The following is a 19,455-nucleotide window of genomic DNA, read 5'->3' on the forward strand; positions in this document are numbered from 1 at the left end:
TGTTATAAATAAATGTCAGTGCGAGATCAAATTGGAGAATAAAATGGAAAAACAAATTTCTACGCAGAATGGAATGCGAAAAAGTGATAATTAAAGAGACAAAAAAGCTGAGAATATGATTTCCCAGCTTTTTTGAATGCGATAGAAATAGCAACTAGACTATTTACGAAAGGCCTCAATAATGTAGGTGAAGCCAGTAACTAAAACTGAAAAGGCAATGACATAAACGACAAAGACACCTGTAGCCACTGGATTGAACAGAATCACTAGACCTAGTAAAAATTCAAGCAAGGCTACCCACGTGATATTGCTACCAATAATAGGGAAATTCAATCTTAGACGATTGCCTTTAAAGAAAGCAATAATGGCTTCTACAATTAACCAAATTCCTACAATGGTCGGAATGACGACCGGCAGGGTCACAAAGCCATAAGCAACGAGGTAAAGAGCTAAGAGAAGACTAACAAATCCTTGGAAAAGATAAACAGGTGAGCGAAGCTCTTTTGGTGCAGAGAAATAGCCTAAAATAGCTGCTATAGAAGAAACCAGTAAACCAAATGAAATCCACCAGCTGTAAGCAACAAGATTAGCTACTGGGTTTGTAAATAGGAAAAGTCCTAAAAGGACAAAAACAACTCCTGCAAGGAATAGCAGTAAACGATTAGAAAATTTCATTTCAATACCCCCTATATAGTATAGTTTTCTAATAAAACTATTATACTTATTTTTATAGAAAATGTCAATAAAATAAATAAACAATTTGGAAGTTTCAGTCTGACTTACAAAAAGAAAAGGAGTTTTCACTCCTTTTCACAGATTTAAGACAAAGTCCTTATAAAAGTGTCTTCTAAAGATTTTAACTTCAATCTGAAGCGAGGATATCCTCGCTTTTTTTATTTAATCTAATAGCTCCTTATTTTCAATTAAGAGCTCTAGTGGAGATTTATCCCTTGCTTCAATAAAACCAGGTTCATATTGGTTATGAAGTGTTCTTTTCTGAGAAGTTGGATCAATATACAACTCATCTCCATCTTCTGTGTATAGTTGGTTGCCTCTTGTTAAGTAAAGTAAATCCTCTAAGTACTGTCCATCAGTATGTAGGAAATGCTCGATGTATTTGACAGCTTTTAAGATTTCACTTACTTTATCAGAGTATTCATTAGATTCAAGAACACTCTTTTCTAACTCAATCTCTTTACTCGTTCCAAAGAGTTGGGTTGGAGTTGCATTAAAATATTCTGCTATCTTATCCAAATTTGCAAAGGTAGGATAGCTTTTTTGTTTTTCGTAATCAGAGATGTCTGGAAAGATTGCTCATAAAAAAATGTGGGGCAAATGATGGGGCAAATCAGTTATAGACAAGCAAAAAAGCCTTATAAATCAAGGCTTTTTCCTGTTGATTTAGATGCCCCCTGCAGGGCTCGAACCTGCGACCCATAGATTAAGAGTCTACTGCTCTACCAACTGAGCTAAGGAGGCAAATATAAAAAGCTGTATTGGTGCCGAAACTTCACGATTTGTATTGAACCCGCGCAATTAAGCAGGTGGGCAACTCGCTCTGACTTAGCTGCTTCCGCGTGAAACGGCCTGCATACTGCCAGAAGTCTTTTGTTTCCCTAATAATACAAAAAATAGTCGGTCAACACTTAAGTGTGAAGTCGTACACCACAGCGTTTCTATATGTATATGATACCACATTTTGAAAATATTTCAAGGGAAAATCTCAATTTTTTGAAACCGATGTCACTTTTTCTTGAATTGATCAATCTTCTCCTTGGTGGCTCCGAGAGCACGCTCGTACTTGCCATTTTCATTGGGAATAAAGTAGGACGCGTGTTTGAGCTTGTCTGGCAGGTAGTCCTGCTTGACCCAGTTGCCGGGGTAGTTGTGGGGATATTTATAGTTTTGTGCATTTCCCAGTTCCTTGCTTCCAGCATAATGACCATCGCGGAGGTGGCGAGGAATAGGAAGGTTGCCAGAACTTCTAAGATCAGCCAGCGCCTTGTCCATGGCAACGTAGGCTGAGTTGGATTTCGGCGAAAGGGCTAGATCGATGACGATGTTGGCGATGAGAATGCGGGCCTCAGGAAAGCCGATGCGCTCAGCTGCTTGTAACGCTGTCACGGTATGAATCTGCGCATCTGGATTGGCCAGACCGATATCCTCATAAGCGATGACAGTCAAGCGACGAGCTAGGCTGGGTAGATCTCCGGCTTCGATCAAACGAGCTGCATAGTGGAGACTAGCATCGACATCCGAACCACGGATAGATTTTTGCAGAGCAGAGAGCACGTCGTAGTGGCCGTCTCCATCTTTGTCCATGGTGATGTAGCTGCGCTGGAGACTGTTTTCCATGATCTCTAGCGTAATATGGCGAATTCCTTCTGCATTTTCAGAGGTCGACAGCACCGCCAGATCGAGAGAATTAAAGGCAGAGCGAAGATCTCCATTGGTTGAGGTAGCGATGAAATCCAAAGCGTCCTCATCGAGCACGACTGGAAAATCAAAGCCACGGTCGGGATCGTCCAGCGCCGTTTTTAGAGCTTGCTTGACCTCCTCCGTCGTCAACGGTTCCAGCTCAAAGATTTGTACGCGGCTACGAATAGCGGGTGTGACAGAGAAAAAGGGATTTTCAGTCGTTGCACCGATCATGATGACCAGACCACTTTCGAGCAAAGGCAGGAGAAAATCTTGTTTAGTTTTATCGAGGCGATGGATCTCGTCCAAGAGCAGGACCAAGCCACCAGAAAATTTGGCCTCCTCTGCGATTTCTTGGAGGCGTTTTTTACTGTCAACTGTTGCATTAAAGGTCCGAAAAGCATACTTGGTCGTTCCTGCGATCGCAGAAGCAATACTGGTCTTTCCGATCCCCGGAGGTCCATAGAGAATCATAGAGGACAGACGATTGGCCTCGACCATGCGACGAATGATTTTGCCTTCTCCAACCAGGTGCTGTTGACCGATGACTTGATCGATCGTTCGTGGTCGCATACGGAGTGCGAGATTGTCGGGCATTTCCTTCTCCTTTCTAGCTTTGTCTCCTTTCAAAGAGACGGTTTTTATGGTAAGATTGTAGTAACTATTGTATCATATTCCGCTCTAAGAGTGGGAAATTAGAAAGAGGACGCTATGTCTAAATACGGATTTTTGGATGTTTTAGAAGAGGAGATGGACAAGGTTTTTCCCTTTGATTTTGAGATCAATTGGGATAAGAAAAACCATGCGGTAGAAGTGGCTTTTCTCTTGGAAGCGCAAAACACAGGCGGGGTTGCACTGGTTGATGAAGCCGGTGAAGAGTCTGATGAGGATATTTTCTTTGAAGAAGCCGTGCTCTTCTACAATCCAGCCAAGTCTCATGTGGAAGAAGATGCCTATTTAACGGCGATTCCTTATGAGCCTAAAAAAGGCTTGTCTCGTGAGTTTCTAGCCTATTTTGCGACTTTCCTCCGAGATACAGCTGAGTTGGCCTTGGATGAGCTCATGGATTTCTTAGCAGACGAAGAAGCAGAGAGCTTTGAGATCGTCTGGAACCAAGAAGTTTTTGAAGAAGGCAAGATTGGCCTAGAAGAAAGCACCTTTTATCCCTATCCGAGATATTAAGAGGGAAAGCTCATGCTTGAGGATTGCTTAGAAGCACGATTCGAATTTACGGGTTGTAAAATTGCCTTGATTTGTGAGGGGCAAATTTTGACCATCTTGCGCGATGATAAAGAAACGATTCCTTACCCCAATATGTGGGACTTGCCAGGTGGTGGTCGGGAAGGAAATGAGACACCTTTTGAGTGTGTGGCGCGTGAGGTTTATGAGGAATTGAATATTCAACTGTCGAAAGAGGAAGTGATATGGTCCGAGATCTATCCTGGCATCTTGGATGAGAAGAAACAGTTCGTTTTTCTAGTTGGCAATCTAGCCCAAGAAGAGTTTGAACACATTGACTTTGGAGATGAGGGACAGGGCTATAAGTTAGTGAGCTTTGAAGAGTTTTTAATTTCAGATCGAGTGGTTCCTCAATTGCAAGAACGGGTGAGAGATTATGTGGAGGAAAGTTTATGATAAGACTTGAGAAAGCAGGAGCAGAGGATTTAGAAACCATTATTGCCATTCAAAGAGCCAGTTTTAAAGCAGTCTATGACAAATACCAAGATGAATATGATCCCTATCTAGAAGATCGCGAGCGAATCAAATGGAAATTAGTTGAGCGGCCCAATAGCTATTACTACTTTGTGAAAGAAGACGAAGAGAAGATTGGTTTTTTACGAATTCATACCAATGAAGAGTTAACGGAAGCTTGGTTGGGGACCGCAGCGATTCTGCCTCCGTATCAGGGAAAAGGGTATGGATCTAAAGGTTTGAGCTTGCTGGAAAAAGAATTTCCAACCATCACACAATGGGATTTGTGTACGGTGTTACAAGATGCAGGCATGGTCGCCTTCTACGAGAAGAATGGCTACCATCAAACCCATATCGAGCCTGAAAAAGAAGGCATGGATATGGTCTACATGAAAAAATTGATAGAGAAATAGAAAGGACGGTTCGGTTAAATTTCTAAACTGAACCCGCCCTAAACACTATACCAAAAAGATAAAATTCTCATAGACACAAGTGTCTTCAGAGAGTTTCCTATTTTGGCTTTGTGTTTTACGGGCTTGGTATCTTAATGATGGAAACATGGCAAGAGTTAAAAGTTACAGTGAAGCGTGAAGGGGAGGAGCTGGTCTCCAACCTCTTGATCGAGTTAGGTGCCCAAGGGGTCGCAATCGAAGACAGCATGGACTATGTGGGCAATGTCGACCGCTTTGGTGAGATTTTTCCTGATGTCGAGCAGCAAGAAGAAATCGTGGTGACGGCCTACTACCCGGAAACGGTTGATGTAGCAGCGGTTGAAGCGGACTTGCAGGCTCGCTTAGCAGAATTGACGGATTTTATGGATCTAGGAGAGGTCAAGATGGGGACGACCGCCTTGGCTGAGGAAGACTGGGCAGATAATTGGAAGAAATACTATGAACCAGCTCGTATCACTCATGACTTGACCATCGTTCCGTCATGGACGGACTATGAGGCAACTGCTGGCGAGAAGATTATCAAGCTAGATCCAGGGATGGCCTTTGGGACAGGAACTCACCCGACGACCAAGATGAGTCTTTTTGCCTTGGAGCAGGTCCTTCGTGGTGGGGAAACGGTGCTAGATGTGGGAACTGGTTCAGGGGTCCTTTCTATCGCTAGCTCCCTTCTAGGTGCCAAAGAAATCTTCGCCTATGATCTCGACGATGTGGCGGTTCGCGTCGCTCAGGAAAATATTGAGCTCAATCCTGGCATGGAAAACATTCATGTAGCCCCAGGCGATTTGCTCAAGGGCGTGGAGATTGAGGCAGATGTCATCGTGGCTAATATCTTGGCGGATATCCTTATCCATCTGACGGATGATGCTTATCGTTTGGTCAAGGACGAAGGCTACCTGATCATGAGTGGCATTATCAAGGACAAATGGGACATGGTACGTGAGTCGGCTGAGTCAGCTGGATTTTTCCTTGAAACCCACATGATCCAAGGGGAATGGAATGCCTGCGTCTTCAAGAAGACCAAGGATGTCTCCGGTGTGATTGGAGGCTAGCATGCAACAGTATTTTGTTAAAGGGAGTGCAATTTCACCTGTCACCATCGAGGACAAGGAAACCAGCAAGCACATGTTTCAGGTCATGCGCTTGAAAGAGGATGATGAGGTGACTCTAGTCTTTGATGATGGGATCAAGCGTTTGGCGCGCGTGGTTAATGTGGAAGCCCGTCAGTTGGAACTAATCAAAGAATTGGCTGACAATGTGGAGCTGCCAGTCCAAGTGACCATCGCATCAGGCTTTCCCAAGGGAGACAAGCTCGAGTTTATCACTCAAAAAGTGACGGAACTCGGTGCCAGCCAGATCTGGGCCTTCCCTGCTGACTGGTCCGTTGCCAAGTGGGACGGCAAGAAATTGGGTAAAAAGGTCGAAAAACTAGAAAAAATCGCCCTTGGAGCAGCCGAGCAAAGCAAGCGGAATTTGGTCCCAAGCATTACCCTTTTTGAGAAAAAGGCAGACTTTTTGGATCAGTTCGACCAGTTTGATCGGATAGTGGTGGCTTATGAAGAGTCGGCTAAAGAAGGAGAGGCAGCAGCTTTACTTCAGTCTCTGACCGGATTGGAAGCTGGAAGCAGATTGCTCTTTATCTTTGGGCCAGAGGGAGGCCTCTCCCCTGCAGAAATTGAAAGTTTTACAGCTAAAGGAGCAGTGTTAGTAGGGCTTGGGCCTCGCATCCTACGAGCGGAAACGGCCCCACTCTATGCTCTCAGTGCCGTGAGTGTTGTTACAGAATTAATGAACTAACGAAGTGAAGGAATCGCTTCGTTAGTTTTTTTACAAGAATGATGAAAGCAAGGTGGATCCCAGAATGATCTTCGAGAAGTATCCGTATATTAAAGTAGCTTCATTGGTTCCCATCTGCTTCTAAAAGTGTTAAAATAGTATCCAAGAAACTGGAGAAAATACATGCCGAAAGAAGAGAATTTAACAGGGGACCAAGTCGTTGCCCTTACAAAAAAATATTTATCACCTGAAGATGTTGCTTTTGTGCAAAAGGCTTTGGTCTATGCGGTTGATTGCCATAATGGGCAATTCCGTCAGTCTGGCGAGCCTTATATCATCCACCCAATTCAAGTAGCAGGAATCCTTGCCAAGCTGAAACTGGATGCTGTGACGGTCGCCTGTGGCTTTTTGCATGATGTCGTAGAAGATACGGATGCGACTTTAGATGATTTAGAGCGCGAATTTGGTCATGATGTGCGCGTGATTGTCGATGGGGTGACCAAGCTCGGGAAGGTCAAGTACAAGTCCCATGAAGAGCAGTTGGCGGAAAACCATCGCAAGATGCTCATGGCCATGTCTCAAGATATCCGTGTCATTTTGGTCAAATTGGCAGACCGCTTGCATAATATGCGTACCCTCAAGCATTTGCGCAAGGATAAGCAAGAGCGCATTTCGCGTGAGACCATGGAGATCTATGCACCACTAGCTCACCGTCTCGGGATTTCCAGCGTCAAATGGGAACTTGAGGATTTGTCCTTCCGTTATCTGAATGAAGTCGAATTCTACAAGATTTCCCATATGATGAAGGAAAAACGTCGCGAGCGAGAAGAGTTGGTGGAAGAGGTTGTCCACAAGATTGAGACCTATGCTGGGGAACGCCATCTGCATGGAAAAATTTATGGTCGACCAAAGCATATCTATTCGATCTATCGCAAAATGCAGGATAAGAAGAAACGCTTTGATGAAATCTATGACTTGATTGCTATCCGCTGTATCCTGGATACTCCAAGTGATGTTTATGCTATGCTAGGCTACATCCATGAGCTCTGGAAGCCAATGCCAGGGCGTTTTAAGGACTATATTGCCAACCGGAAGGCCAATGGTTATCAGTCCATCCATACGACTGTATATGGTCCTAAAGGGCCGATTGAATTCCAGATCCGAACCAAGGAAATGCACGAGGTTGCCGAATACGGGGTTGCGGCTCACTGGGCCTATAAAAAAGGGATCAAGGGTCAGGTCAACAGCAAGGAATCGGCTATTGGGATGAACTGGATCAAGGAGATGATGGAACTCCAAGACCAGTCAGGCGATGCCAAAGAATTTGTTGAAAATGTAAAAGAAGACATCCTGGCAGAAGAGATTTACGTCTTCACACCAGATGGAACCGTGCGCTCGCTTCCGAAAGATTCTGGGCCGATCGATTTTGCCTATGAAATCCACACCAAGGTTGGGGAAAAAGCGATTGGTGCTAAGGTCAATGGCCGGATGGTGCCCCTCAATACCAAACTTCGGACGGGAGACCAGGTGGAGATTATCACCAATGCCAACTCCTTTGGTCCGAGCCGTGACTGGCTGACCCTTGTTAAAACTAGCAAGGCGCGCAACAAGATCCGTCAATTCTTTAAAAATCAAGACAAGGAATTGTCGATTAACCGTGGTCGGGACCTCTTGATGGCCCAATTCCACGAGCATGACTTGGTAGCCAATAAGTTCATGGACAAAAAGCACATGGACAAAGTGCTACAAAAATCAAGTTATAAGACAGAAGAAGCCTTGTTTGCGGCGATTGGTTTTGGAGAGATTGGGGCTATTACCATCTTTAACCGCTTGACGGAGGATGAACGCCGGGAAGAAGAGCGGGCTAAGGCACGCGCAGAAGCAGAAGAGCTAGTCAAAGGTGGCGAGGTCAAGGTTGAAAATAAAAAAGACACCTTGAAGGTCCGTCACGAGGGTGGCGTGGTCATCCAAGGTGCTTCTGGACTCTTGATTCGGATTGCTAAGTGTTGTAATCCAGTTCCAGGTGATGAAATCGTCGGTTATATTACCAAAGGACGCGGTGTTGCCATTCACCGTCAGGACTGTATGAACCTACGTGCCCAAGACAACTACGAGCAACGTTTGATTGATGTGGAATGGGAAGATAACAATACGACCAAAGACTATATCGCCCACATCGATATTTACGGATTCAACCGTGCCGGACTTCTGAACGATGTACTACAAGTCCTCTCCAATACAGCTAAGATGGTCTCAACCGTTAATGCCCAACCAACCAAAGATATGAAATTTGCCAATATCCACATTTCCTTTGGGATTCCAAACTTGTCTATGTTGACAACGGTTGTGGATAAGATTAAGAGTGTGCCGGAGGTGTACTCTGTTAAGCGTACCAACGGCTAGTCTTCTACGAAAATCGACTTCATACTGCGTTAGTTTCGACTGGCCTAACTACAGTTATGCCTGCGTCTCACTGCCTTGTCTGATGTCGATTTTCTTTGAAGATTGAGAAGCGTGGTCAGAACTCTTTTATTGCTTGGTAGCTCGCCTTGCCGTACTTCAGTACTGTCTTCGTCTCGCTGCCTTGCCCTAAAAGCAACTGAACAGCCTTTGGTTTTCGGATAGTCTGCCTGCGTCTCACTGCCTTGTCTGATGTCGATTTTCTTTGAAGGTAGCAGTGAATGCTCAATAGATTGTTAAAATAGGATAATAAAATGAAATTAGTGATTCAACGGGTCAAGAGTGCCTCGGTTTCTATTGACGGTCAAGTTTATAGTCAGATTCAGGATGGGCTTCTACTCTTAGTGGGAGTAGGACCTGAGGATGACCAGAAGGATTTAGATTATGCGGTCCGCAAGGTATCGCAGATGCGTATTTTCTCAGATGAGGAAGATAAGATGAATCTTTCGGTCAAAGATATCCAAGGAGAAATCTTGTCAATCTCTCAATTTACCCTCTTTGCGGAGACAAAAAAAGGCAACCGTCCTGCTTTTATAGGGGCTGCCAAGCCAGATATGGCCAGTCAGTTATATGATGCCTTTAATGATCAATTAGAAAAAGAAGTCCCTGTCAAACGAGGGATCTTTGGGGCCGATATGGCGATTGAATTGATCAATGATGGTCCAGTGACGATTTTGTTAGATACAAAAAATCCATAAGTAAGAAAACATGCAGTCGGATTAGACTGCATGTTTTTCGATATAGAGTTGTTGGGCGATCACTTGGTTGATAGAAATTTCTTGTCCATGGATGACTAAGTGATAGAGGCCTGTGTAGTCATCATACCGTTGAAACGCGATAGTATTCCCAATCTGGAGATGGATCTGGTCTAAGAATTTTAGCAATTCATAGGTGTCATGGACCCTTTGCAGAATATACAGACCAGGTTGGGTCGCTTCGCTGAGACGGTCTTGGTAGGCTTCGACAAGCCTTTCGCCTTTCTTTGGAATTGTCCCACCGTGAGGGCAGGTCTTAGGAGTTCCAAGCATGTGATCCAGCTGGTCAATGAAATGTTCAGAAACGGTATGCTCGAGAACTTCTGCCTCTTCATGGACTTCTTCAGTTGTATAGTCAAGTTTTTCCAGAAGAAATACTTCGATCAAGCGGTGCTTGCGGTAGAGATCAGAGACCAACTGCGATCCTAGATCCGTTAGTAGATACCCATGGGTTTTATCTTTCACCAAGAGGCCCTCAGAGATCATACGCTTAATCATCTCGGTCACAGCGGGTGGAGAGACCTGCATGCGACTGGCAATTTCTTTATTACTGATTTTTTCTACTTCTGTGCCAATTTCGTAAATGCACTTGAGGTAATCTTCTTTGTTTGGTGTCATGCTTTCCTCTTTTCTTCGCTCACTTCTAGTATATCAAAAAAATCCTCAAAAACGCTAGTGGAGTAATGAGAATTGTCTCAAGCTCCAAAAGATGGTAGTATAGTAGCATAGAAAGGACGGCACTATGAACAGACGGGAATTAGTGAGATTAGGCTGGAGAGAGAGTAGTTTAGCCTATCTAGAGAAGCACTTGCAGGGATTGAAAGATCCACAAGCCTACCAAGAACAATACCAGTCTGTCTTTTTCTTTGCCAGTCCTCTGTTTCAAAACATGTGGTTTCAAGAGATCAAAGATCTAACGGAAACGGCTGCCCAAGACTTGCTGAGGGGAGTCATGAAAATTCTTCTTATGCCAAGTGACCTGTCCGGAACTTGTGAAGAAACAGCCTTTCTTCTGAGTAGGATGTCTCCAGATTGTCCGCCAGGTTCCGACTTTTGGAAGGCTTTTTCACACGTCGTGCAAATCGCCTTTGAAAAGGATCCCTTAGCAGATCAGTCGGGAGATCAGCTCTTGAAACGCCAGGTTCACCAGTTACGCTACCTACTTTCAAGTTACCAAGCCCAATGGATTCGGACGCATAAGGCCAGAGCTGGACAGACTGACGAGGAGGCCTTACAAGCTTACATACAAAAGGCTAGAGCGGTCACGGTGGATGCTTATGCGGCTGCCCGCCTTCACAATAAGGTCTCCCTAGGGCCAGATGGTCACCTTCATTATCCATCAGGGGCCTCCCAACAAGTCAATTTCAAGGTCTTGTTAAATTTTCATACGGAGTATATTCTCGATCAAGCCGGGCGTTTTCTCAATGAAGTCGATCCAGTAGAAGTTTCTGAAAATGGCATTGTCAATGGGGCTAGTTTTAACTACGGGCTGGCTAGGGGACGGACCCATAAGGACTTAGATATTGACCCCGTCAAAGCTTGGGACCCAGCCTTTCGGAAGCAGGTCCTTTATCGCCAAGGTATTCGCTATCTAGCCCCTAAAAATGATCGCAGTGTCGAAGGCTACTGGAGTCGAAAAGGGGTCTTTGCACAAGGAGGCAAGAGCTACAAGCAACAAGTGGCACAGCGCGTGCGGAGTTTCCTCAGAGGCATCCCTCGCTTACGCTGGCGCGTCCTCCTACAGAATGGACTTCATCGGATTTTATAGCAATGGAAAAGAGGTCGCAGACCTCTTTTTTCATTTATCCAAGCGCATTGACGGCTTCGATTGCAGCGTCGTAATTTGGTTCGCTGTTGATATTTTCTAGGTATTCAACGTAAGTAACCTTGTTATCCGCATCTAAGACCAAGACAGCACGCGCAAGTAGGTGCCATTCATTGATCAAGAGGCCGTATGCTTTCCCGAAGGAATGGTCGTAGTAGTCTGAGAGCATGATGGCATTGTCGAGCCCTTCAGCAGCGCACCATTTACCTTGAGCAAAAGGAAGGTCGACAGAGACCGTCAAGACGACAGTGTCTTCCATATCTGATAAGGTTTGATTGAAGTGACGTGTTTGAGTGGAACAGATACCAGTGTCAATAGATGGGATGATGCTGAGGACTTTTTTCTTGCCAGCGAAATCAGCTAAAGATTTCTTCTCAAGAGCTGGAGTGATCAATGAAAAATCATGGGCCATTTCCCCTACTTGAAGTTGAGATCCGGTAAAGGTCACAGGGTTTCCTAAAAATGTTGCCATAAAAAGACTCCTTTTTTGTTTTTATTGTACCGCAATACCGGTGGAGGGACCACTGATTTGTTTAGAAATCTGAATGGTCTACTGACTCAATCCTTCTGCGATCTTGTCTAAGTTCCACTTCATCATGCTGTAGTAGCTATCGCCCTTTTCTCCTTCTTTGGCAATCGAGTCAGTGAAGATCTTTGCATAGATCGGGATATTGGTATCCTTAGACACAGTTTTCATAGGACGCTCATCGACACTGGATTCGACAAAGAGGGCCGGTACTTTGGTTTGCCGGAGCTTTTCTACCAGCGTTTTGATTTGGTCAGGTGTCCCTTCTTCTTCCGTATTGATTTCCCAGATATAGGCAGATGGGACGCCGTAGGCTTTGGAGAAGTACTTGAAGCAGCCTTCACTGGTTACAATCATCTTCTTCTCTTCTGGGATATTGTTGAATTTTTGTTTGGCTTCTTGGTCGAGCTTACTAAGTTTTTCAGTATAGGCTGCTAGATTTTTTTCGTAGAAGTCCTTATTTTTGGGATCTTTTGCGATCAATTGTTTGGCAATGTTTTTAGCGTAGAGGATCCCGTTTTCGAGATTGAGCCAAGCGTGAGGGTCTTCTTTTCCAGCTTGGTTTTGGCCTTCCAAGTAGATGACGTCGACTCCGTCGCTAGCTGCGAAATAGTCTTTGTTTTCAACTTTATTGGCATTTTTGACCAATTTAGTAAACCAAGCATTGCCACCGGTTTCGAGGTTGATCCCGTTGTAGAAGATGAGGTCTGCTTGCGAAGTCTTTTTGACATCTTCTGGAAGCGGTTCGTACTCGTGAGGATCTTTGCCGACAGGAACGATACTGTGCAGATCGATCTTATCCTCAGCAATATTTTTAGTTATATCTGCAAGGATTGAATTGGTGGTGACCACTTTCAATTTACCAGAAGCTCCAGAAGAAGAGCCTTTGCTACAGGCCAACAGACCAAATAAGAGCGCCACAAAGAGGGCGAGGATAGAAGCGGTTTTTTTCATGTGTTTCTCCTTTAATGAGATGAAAGAGCGTGCTTATTCTTTCTCTGCTTAGGAGCGATAAAGAAGCTGATGAGAAAGAAGACAGCAGAAGTGAGGACAATACAAGACCCGACGGCGATGTTTAAGCTATAGCCAATAAAGAGTCCCAGGATGGATGCAAGAGCACCTAATCCGGATGAAAGGAGCATCATGGACCAGAGACTATTGGTATAGAGATAAGCTGTCGCAGCGGGTGTAATGAGCATGGCGACGATGAGAATGGTTCCGACACTCTGCATAGCAGTGACAGAAACCAAGGTCAAGAGCACCATAAGGAGGTAGTGATAGACCTTGACCCGGACGCCCATGGATTGAGCCAGAACAGGATCAAAAGATGTGAGCAGTAAGGGTCGAAAGAGTAGGACAATCACCAGCAAGACCGCAGCACCAACACCGATGGTTATCCACATATCCCGGTCTTGGACGGCCAAGATATTCCCAAAGAGGATGTGGAAAAGGTCGGTGGAACTTTTAGCGACTCCAATCAGGATGACTCCTAAGGCGAGGAAAGAAGAAAAGGTAATCCCAATTGCAGTGTCGCTCTTGATGATGGAGTTACTCTTGATATAAGTGATAAGGATGGAAGCTAAAAGTCCAAAGACAATGGCGCCAATAAAGAAATTGATGCCAAGGATAAAGGACAGGGCCACCCCTGGAAGGACTGCGTGCGAGATAGCATCTCCCATGAGAGACATGCCTCGCAAAATAATGAAGCATCCGACAGCTCCAGCGACAATACCAATGGCAATGGCTGTGATCAGGGCATTCTGTAAGAAGTGGAATTGCTGTAATCCATCGATAAATTCTGTAATCATCCGACTCCACCTCCTATAAAGAGTTCATGCCCATAGGCTGCATGCAGATTCTCCTTGGTAAAGGTTTCCTCTGTTTTTCCAAAAGCGATCAGCTTGCGGTGAAGGAGGAGGACCTGGTCGAAATAAGCTGGGACCTTGCTGAGATCGTGATGGACGATCAGAATGGTCTTGCCTTCTTGTTTCAAGGTCTGAAGGGTCTGCATGATAATGTCTTCGCTGACGGAGTCAATCCCTGCGAAGGGCTCATCCAAAAAGATGACCTCTGCTTCTTGGACCAAGCAGCGGGCGATTAGCACCCGTTGGAATTGCCCTCCCGAAAGCTGGCCGATCTGGCGATCTGCTAGATCAAGAAGATTGACAAGTTTCAAGGCATTTTCCACTTTTTGGAGATCTTCTTTACTTTTTCGCTTGAAGATAGAAAGATGGGGGTAGAGGCCCAGTGAGACACACTCCCGCACCGTGATGGGGAAGTGGAAATCAATAGCGGATTTCTGTTCGACGTAGGCCACTCGTTGAAGAGCTTGGCCGAGATCTTTTTGATCGAGCAGGACCTTTCCCGAATGAGGGAGAAGTCCTAGCATGGCCTTGATCAGGGTTGATTTTCCAGCTCCGTTGGGTCCAAGAATGCCTAGGATGGTTGGACCCTGGATGGTGAGGGAAAGATCCTCCAAGGCCAGTGTTTGCTGGTAAGCAACACTTAGATGTTCAATTTGAATCATGATTTTTCTCCTTTACTATTAATATACATAAATAAAAAAATTAAGTCAAGTTAATTTTTAAAATGATTTAGATTAACTTACTTGTAATCATTGAAAAAAGTTCCTATTTTTGATAAGGTTATTAGAAAAGAATGAAAGCGAGAAGATCATGGTACGTTTACAAGATGATTTTTATGATTACGTCAATGGGGAATGGGCTGAGACAGCTGTGATTCCTGATGACAAACCGTCAACTGGTGGTTTTATGGACTTGATCCAAGATATCGAAAACTTGATGTTGGATATCACTGGAAAATGGCAACGGGGAGAAGAGCTGCCTGAAGACAGCATTCTGCAAAACTTTGTCAAATACCATAAAATGGTGGCAGATTTTGATGCGCGAGAAGCAGCTGGTGTGGCACCAGTCATGCCTTTGATCAATGAAATCAAGGCTCTGTCTTCTTTTGAAGACTATACCAGCAAGTTAGGCACCTATGAACTAGCTGGCAAACCGAATCTCATGCCATTTAGCGTGTCACCAGACTTTATGAATGCCCAAATGAATGTCTTGTGGGGAGAGTCTCTTGCTCTCATCTTGCCAGATACGACCTACTATGAAGAAGGTAACGAAAAAGGCCCAGAATTACTGGCTATCTGGCGCCAAATGATGGAAAAACTCTTACCTAAATTTGAATTCTCAGAGGAAGAAATCAAGGATATCCTGGATAAGGTCATTGTGGCGGATGCAGAATTGGCCAAATATGTCTTATCAAACGAAGAAAGATCCGAGTACAACAAACTCTACCATCCTTATGAGTGGGCAGATTTCAAGGCCTTGGTCCCAGAATTGCCACTCGATGCCTTCTTTACTGAAGTGATCGGACAAACACCAGATAAAATCATCGTTCCAGAAGAGCGTTTCTGGAAGGAATTCGCACCAAAATACTACTCGGCAGCCAACTGGGAAACCATTCATGCCAAATTGAAACTTGGTGCAGCTTTAGATTGGACGTCTTTCTTGACGGAAGAAATCCGTGTCTTGTCTGGTGAATATGGACGGATCATCACGGGGATTCCAGAACCTCGTCCAAAAGAAAAAGCAGCTCTGGCCTTGGCAGAAGGACCTTATAGCCAAGCACTTGGACTCTGGTATGCGGGCGAAAAATTCTCACCAGAAGCAAAAGCAGACGTAGAGCATAAAGTAGCGACCATGATTGACGTCTATAAGGAGCGCTTAGAAAAAGCAGACTGGCTCGCTCCTGAAACTCGTGAAAAAGCCATTGTCAAACTCAATGTCATCACACCACATATCGGCTACCCTGAAAAATTACCAGAAACATACGCCAAAAAGATCATCGACGAAAGCAAGACCTTGGTTGAAAATGCTCAAGCCCTTTACGAAATTTCCATTGCCCATACTTGGAGCAAGTGGAACCAACCGGTTGATCGAAGCGAATGGCACATGCCAGCCCACCTGGTCAATGCCTACTATGATCCGCAACAAAACCAAATCGTCTTCCCAGCAGCGATTTTACAAGCACCTTTCTATGACCTTCACCAATCATCATCAGCCAACTACGGCGGAATCGGTGCAGTCATTGCCCATGAAATCTCCCACGCATTTGACACCAATGGAGCATCCTTTGACGAGCACGGTAGCTTGAAAGACTGGTGGAAACCAGAAGATTACGAAGCCTTTACCGCTCGCACGCAAAAAGTCATCGATCAGTTCGAAGGTCAAGACTCTTACGGTGCCAAGATCAACGGGAAATTGACCGTTTCTGAAAACGTAGCAGACCTCGGTGGTATCGCTGCAGCCCTTGAAGCCGCTAAGAAAGAGGAAGATTTCTCAGCAGAAGAATTCTTCACCAACTTTGCTCGCATCTGGCGCATGAAAGCTCGGACAGAGTACATGCAACTCCTCGCAAGTGTCGATGTCCACGCACCAGGAAAACTCCGCACCAATGTCCAATTACCAAACTTTGACGAATTCTTTGAAACCTTTGATGTCAAAGAAGGCGACGGCATGTGGCGCGCACCAGAAGATCGTGTGATCATTTGGTAGTTTAAGATACTAAGCCCGTAAAAAAGCGAGAAGAAAATAGGAGATTGACCATGTGGGCCAGGCCCACCAGTCAATCTCTCTTTTTCTCGACGCTTTTAGGGCGAGTTCAATTTCGCGATACTAGTTTTGTTGATCAAAGGAAGTAGTCTCGACTTCAGTTAAGTGATTGATTTTCTCAATGCTTGTAAAAAAATAAAAATCCCCAAAGCCAAGTTTCAATCTACTGAAACTAGCTTTGGGGATTTTTGATAATAAGATTCATCAAATAAAAACGAAGCGCTTCCAATGACTGCGTGAATAGATAAATTTAATTGATTAGAGCCTTGTATAATTCTTTGAATTTCATAGAAATAAATGCTACTATGAGTGTGAACTAAATAAATTTTAAAGGAGCAGACTATGAGAAATTTTGCAAGTCCGTCACGTTACATTCAAGGTGAGAATGCCTTATTTGAAAATGCGCAATCTATTTCAGAATTAGGGAATCACCCTGTTTTGCTATGTGATTCAGTGGTCTATGATATCGTAGGGAAGCGTTTTGAAGAATACCTTGGTCAAAATGGGCTCACGGTTTTGCCAGTCTTCTTTAATGGAGAAGCTTCTGACAACGAAATCAATCGTGTGGTTAGTCTGGCAGAAGAAAATGGCTGTAATTTGGTCATTGGACTTGGTGGAGGAAAAACCATCGATAGTGCAAAAGCTATTGCTGATCTTCTAAAATCACCAGTTGTGATTGCTCCGACCATCGCCTCTACAGATGCTCCCGTTTCCGCCTTGTCGGTTATCTATACGGATGAGGGTGCCTTTGAGCGCTATATCTTCTATTCTAAGAACCCAGAATTGGTCTTGGTGGATAGCAAAGTGATCTCTCAAGCACCAAAACGCTTGCTCGCTTCTGGTATCGCAGATGGCCTAGCAACTTGGGTAGAAGCGCGTGCAGTGATGCAAGCGAATGGAAAAACCATGTTGGGTCAACGACAAACCTTAGCGGGTGTCGCCATTGCACAACGTTGTGAAGAAACCTTATTTGCTGATGGTCTCCAAGCCATGGCTGCTTGTGAAGCCAAAGTCGTAACCCCTGCTCTTGAAAACATCATTGAAGCCAATACCCTTCTTAGTGGGATTGGGTTTGAAAGTGGGGGATTAGCTGCTGCCCATGCCATCCATAATGGCTTTACAGCCCTTACTGGGGACATCCACCATTTGACTCACGGTGAAAAAGTAGCTTATGGAACCTTGGTTCAATTGTTCTTGGAAAACCGTCCTAAGGAAGAATTGAATAAATACATTCGTTTCTATCAACAAATCGGTATGCCAACCACTCTGAAAGAAATGCATCTTGAAACTGCAAGTTATGAAGATCTTCTCAAGGTTGGCCAACAGGCCACCATCGAAGGAGAAACCATCCATCAAATGCCATTTGAAGTGAAGGCTTCTGATATTGCCCAAGCCATCGTAGCAGTAGATGCCTACGTTCAAGGTTTGGCCTAAGATGACTTTGTCGACAAACCAAGAACTCCCATACCTTATGGTAATGGGAGTTCTTTTTCTATTTTCTTCTTTTTGGATCGGTTTGTTTAAAGATCAGGTATAAAATTCCGGCAGGCAGGAAGCAGAAGAGCCACATGACATCGAGTCCCTTGCTTTTACTGCTAGAGGTCGTTGCTTTAGACTCACTTACAGCCACCCCAGGTTTAATGCTTGGAGATACCTGTTGCAAGCCGTTCTGGACGACTAGGCGGTTGTCTTCTAGTTTAAGGGCTGGCTTCGTCCCCTTCTTAACGGTCGCATAGAAGTCTTGCTTCAGTTGAATGGTCTTCCCGTCGATGGTGTGTTCCCCTGCAGAAAGGATTTTTTTATACTGGTAGTCTGCGAACATTTTCTCAGCTAAGGTATTCCCGATTTGATTGCGGTAACTTTCGGCGATCTCGACATCATAGTTCCCAACCCCCAAAATGACTTCGATAATCCGCTGTTTCCCCCGCTTGGTAGTCGCGGTGTAGTTGTAGTCAGCAGTCGGGCTAGATCCAGTTTTGAGTCCATCTGTTCCTTTAAGGGCGAATTTTCCACCTTCGAGCGAAGTATTGTAGTTATCGTAGCTTTGCTCGTAGGGGGTTCCTTCCATGATCGTAGTGTGAGCTTGCTTGGTGTATTCCAACATTTCTGGCAGGTCGTTTACGATGTGATAAGCCAGAATAGACATGTCCCGCGCTGTGATTTCGTTATTCGCATTGACATCGTAGCGCTGAGGGTTGTAGTAGCCCTGAAGCACCGAGATCATCGCTCCATTTGGATTGTGCCATTTGGTATGGCTCATCCCCATTTCTTGTGCGTACTGATTCATTAAGTCCAAAAACTTATCGGGATCATTGTCAGTAACGGCGTTGGCCAGCATAATCACGGCCGCACTGGAAGATGGAACAAAGAGCATCTTGATCAATTCAGATACTTTGTAGTCAACACCAGCTACAATAGGTGAGTTACTTAACAGATTGTTTTCCGAGATGGCTTGGTCTGCCTCTGTTGCTGTAACCACGGTATCATATTTGATCTTGCCTTCTTTGAGGGCCCGAAAGACTACATAGGCACTCATGAGTTTGGCCATGCTTCCTGAGTCCCGGACCGTGTCGATATTGTCTCCGTACAATATAGCTCCAGTATTGGCGTCGATGACGATGTCAGCCTTAGGCTTGTAAAAATCATCCAATACCAGTCCAGCATCAGCTGCGATTTTCATGACATCTTCTTGCTGGTAGATGTCGTCCGCAAAGGCAGTGGAAATAGGGCCTAATGTCAAGACTCCTACAAGGAGGGACAAGAGGCTGTGTTTTAGTCGTTTGTGTAAATGTCTCACATAATTCATAGATTCCATTATATCATACAGGCCAGGGATTCAACTTGAAAAAATTTTAGAAAAAGTAGAAATTGAAAAAATAAAGGAAAAATAGAATAATTTCGCAGTAAAAGCGTTTACATTTCCCTA

19 protein-coding genes, 1 tRNA gene and 1 other RNA gene are annotated in these 19,455 nt (G+C 44.6%); 10 read left to right on the forward strand and 11 right to left on the reverse strand.

Annotated features, from left to right (window positions below; translation table 11 throughout):
- Positions 1–159: 159 nt before the first annotated feature.
- The 5 genes from HMPREF2917_RS09035 to HMPREF2917_RS09055 form a co-directional block, all read right to left on the reverse strand.
- Positions 160–675: an HdeD family acid-resistance protein gene (locus HMPREF2917_RS09035; RefSeq protein WP_042361342.1), complete on the reverse strand. Its 516-nt coding sequence runs from the start codon at positions 673–675 to the stop codon at positions 160–162.
- 222 nt (positions 676–897) lie between these two features.
- Entirely contained in the window at positions 898–1,311 is a 414-nt protein-coding gene (locus tag HMPREF2917_RS09040; protein ID WP_227038370.1) for a helix-turn-helix domain-containing protein, read from the reverse strand.
- A gap of 95 nt (positions 1,312–1,406) precedes the next feature.
- Positions 1,407–1,479: transfer RNA gene (locus tag HMPREF2917_RS09045), tRNA-Lys, on the reverse strand.
- Between the two features lie 5 nt (positions 1,480–1,484).
- Positions 1,485–1,677, reverse strand: a non-coding RNA gene (ssrS, locus tag HMPREF2917_RS09050) — 6S RNA.
- Between the two features lie 66 nt (positions 1,678–1,743).
- Positions 1,744–3,015, reverse strand: coding sequence for a replication-associated recombination protein A (locus HMPREF2917_RS09055; RefSeq protein ID WP_070590342.1), 1,272 nt, complete (start codon positions 3,013–3,015; stop codon positions 1,744–1,746).
- A 114-nt stretch (positions 3,016–3,129) separates the two neighbouring features.
- Between HMPREF2917_RS09055 and HMPREF2917_RS09060 the strand changes: the two genes are divergently transcribed.
- The 7 genes from HMPREF2917_RS09060 to dtd all read left to right on the forward strand — a co-directional run bounded on the left by HMPREF2917_RS09060 (position 3,130) and on the right by dtd (position 9,493).
- Positions 3,130–3,600: a DUF3013 family protein gene (locus HMPREF2917_RS09060; RefSeq protein ID WP_045759019.1), complete on the forward strand. Its 471-nt coding sequence runs from the start codon at positions 3,130–3,132 to the stop codon at positions 3,598–3,600.
- A gap of 12 nt (positions 3,601–3,612) precedes the next feature.
- Positions 3,613–4,053, forward strand: coding sequence for an NUDIX hydrolase (locus tag HMPREF2917_RS09065; RefSeq protein ID WP_070590345.1), 441 nt, complete (start codon positions 3,613–3,615; stop codon positions 4,051–4,053).
- Complete coding sequence (locus tag HMPREF2917_RS09070; protein ID WP_070590347.1) at positions 4,050–4,523, forward strand: GNAT family N-acetyltransferase; 474 nt, start codon at positions 4,050–4,052, stop codon at positions 4,521–4,523. Before HMPREF2917_RS09065 ends, HMPREF2917_RS09070 begins: the two co-directional genes overlap by 4 nt.
- A 137-nt stretch (positions 4,524–4,660) precedes the next feature.
- Positions 4,661–5,611 (forward strand): 50S ribosomal protein L11 methyltransferase, encoded by a 951-nt coding sequence (gene prmA / locus HMPREF2917_RS09075; RefSeq protein WP_070505334.1) that lies wholly within the window; start codon positions 4,661–4,663, stop codon positions 5,609–5,611.
- 1 nt (position 5,612) lies between these two features.
- Positions 5,613–6,356, forward strand: coding sequence for a 16S rRNA (uracil(1498)-N(3))-methyltransferase (locus HMPREF2917_RS09080; protein ID WP_070590352.1), 744 nt, complete (start codon positions 5,613–5,615; stop codon positions 6,354–6,356).
- A gap of 162 nt (positions 6,357–6,518) precedes the next feature.
- Positions 6,519–8,738 (forward strand): RelA/SpoT family protein, encoded by a 2,220-nt coding sequence (locus HMPREF2917_RS09085; protein ID WP_070590355.1) that lies wholly within the window; start codon positions 6,519–6,521, stop codon positions 8,736–8,738.
- Positions 8,739–9,049: 311 nt separating this feature from the next.
- Entirely contained in the window at positions 9,050–9,493 is a 444-nt protein-coding gene (gene dtd / locus HMPREF2917_RS09090; protein ID WP_031574877.1) for a D-aminoacyl-tRNA deacylase, read from the forward strand.
- Positions 9,494–9,514: 21 nt separating this feature from the next.
- Here the strand turns inward: dtd and HMPREF2917_RS09095 are convergent, their stop codons facing one another.
- On the reverse strand, positions 9,515–10,168 hold the full coding sequence (locus HMPREF2917_RS09095) for a metal-dependent transcriptional regulator (protein ID WP_031574880.1): 654 nt from the start codon (positions 10,166–10,168) through the stop codon (positions 9,515–9,517).
- Positions 10,169–10,292: 124 nt separating this feature from the next.
- Here HMPREF2917_RS09095 and HMPREF2917_RS09100 point away from each other — a divergent pair, with 124 nt between their 5' ends.
- Complete coding sequence (locus HMPREF2917_RS09100; RefSeq protein WP_070590357.1) at positions 10,293–11,318, forward strand: DUF3114 domain-containing protein; 1,026 nt, start codon at positions 10,293–10,295, stop codon at positions 11,316–11,318.
- Between the two features lie 34 nt (positions 11,319–11,352).
- Here the strand turns inward: HMPREF2917_RS09100 and tpx are convergent, their stop codons facing one another.
- The 4 genes from tpx to HMPREF2917_RS09120 form a co-directional block, all read right to left on the reverse strand.
- Positions 11,353–11,847: a thiol peroxidase gene (gene tpx / locus HMPREF2917_RS09105; protein WP_049491046.1), complete on the reverse strand. Its 495-nt coding sequence runs from the start codon at positions 11,845–11,847 to the stop codon at positions 11,353–11,355.
- A 78-nt stretch (positions 11,848–11,925) separates the two neighbouring features.
- Entirely contained in the window at positions 11,926–12,855 is a 930-nt protein-coding gene (gene fimA / locus HMPREF2917_RS09110; protein ID WP_023919586.1) for a metal ABC transporter substrate-binding lipoprotein/fibrin-binding adhesin FimA, read from the reverse strand.
- A gap of 11 nt (positions 12,856–12,866) precedes the next feature.
- Positions 12,867–13,709 (reverse strand): metal ABC transporter permease, encoded by an 843-nt coding sequence (locus HMPREF2917_RS09115; protein ID WP_049491045.1) that lies wholly within the window; start codon positions 13,707–13,709, stop codon positions 12,867–12,869.
- A complete protein-coding gene (locus HMPREF2917_RS09120) occupies positions 13,706–14,428 on the reverse strand; it encodes a metal ABC transporter ATP-binding protein (protein ID WP_003009916.1) in 723 nt (240 codons plus the stop codon). Before HMPREF2917_RS09120 ends, HMPREF2917_RS09115 begins: the two co-directional genes overlap by 4 nt.
- Positions 14,429–14,576: 148 nt before the next feature.
- Between HMPREF2917_RS09120 and HMPREF2917_RS09125 the strand changes: the two genes are divergently transcribed.
- Entirely contained in the window at positions 14,577–16,472 is a 1,896-nt protein-coding gene (locus HMPREF2917_RS09125) for a M13 family metallopeptidase (protein WP_049491044.1), read from the forward strand.
- A 399-nt stretch (positions 16,473–16,871) separates the two neighbouring features.
- Positions 16,872–17,963: a glycerol dehydrogenase gene (locus tag HMPREF2917_RS09130; protein ID WP_070505338.1), complete on the forward strand. Its 1,092-nt coding sequence runs from the start codon at positions 16,872–16,874 to the stop codon at positions 17,961–17,963.
- Between the two features lie 58 nt (positions 17,964–18,021).
- On the opposite strand, the gene HMPREF2917_RS09135 is transcribed toward HMPREF2917_RS09130, so the two are convergent.
- Entirely contained in the window at positions 18,022–19,344 is a 1,323-nt protein-coding gene (locus HMPREF2917_RS09135; protein WP_070590359.1) for a DUF1958 domain-containing protein, read from the reverse strand.
- Positions 19,345–19,455: the final 111 nt, after the last annotated feature.

The organism is Streptococcus sp. HMSC061E03, from assembly GCF_001813505.1.
Taxonomy (GTDB): Bacteria; Bacillota; Bacilli; order Lactobacillales; family Streptococcaceae; genus Streptococcus.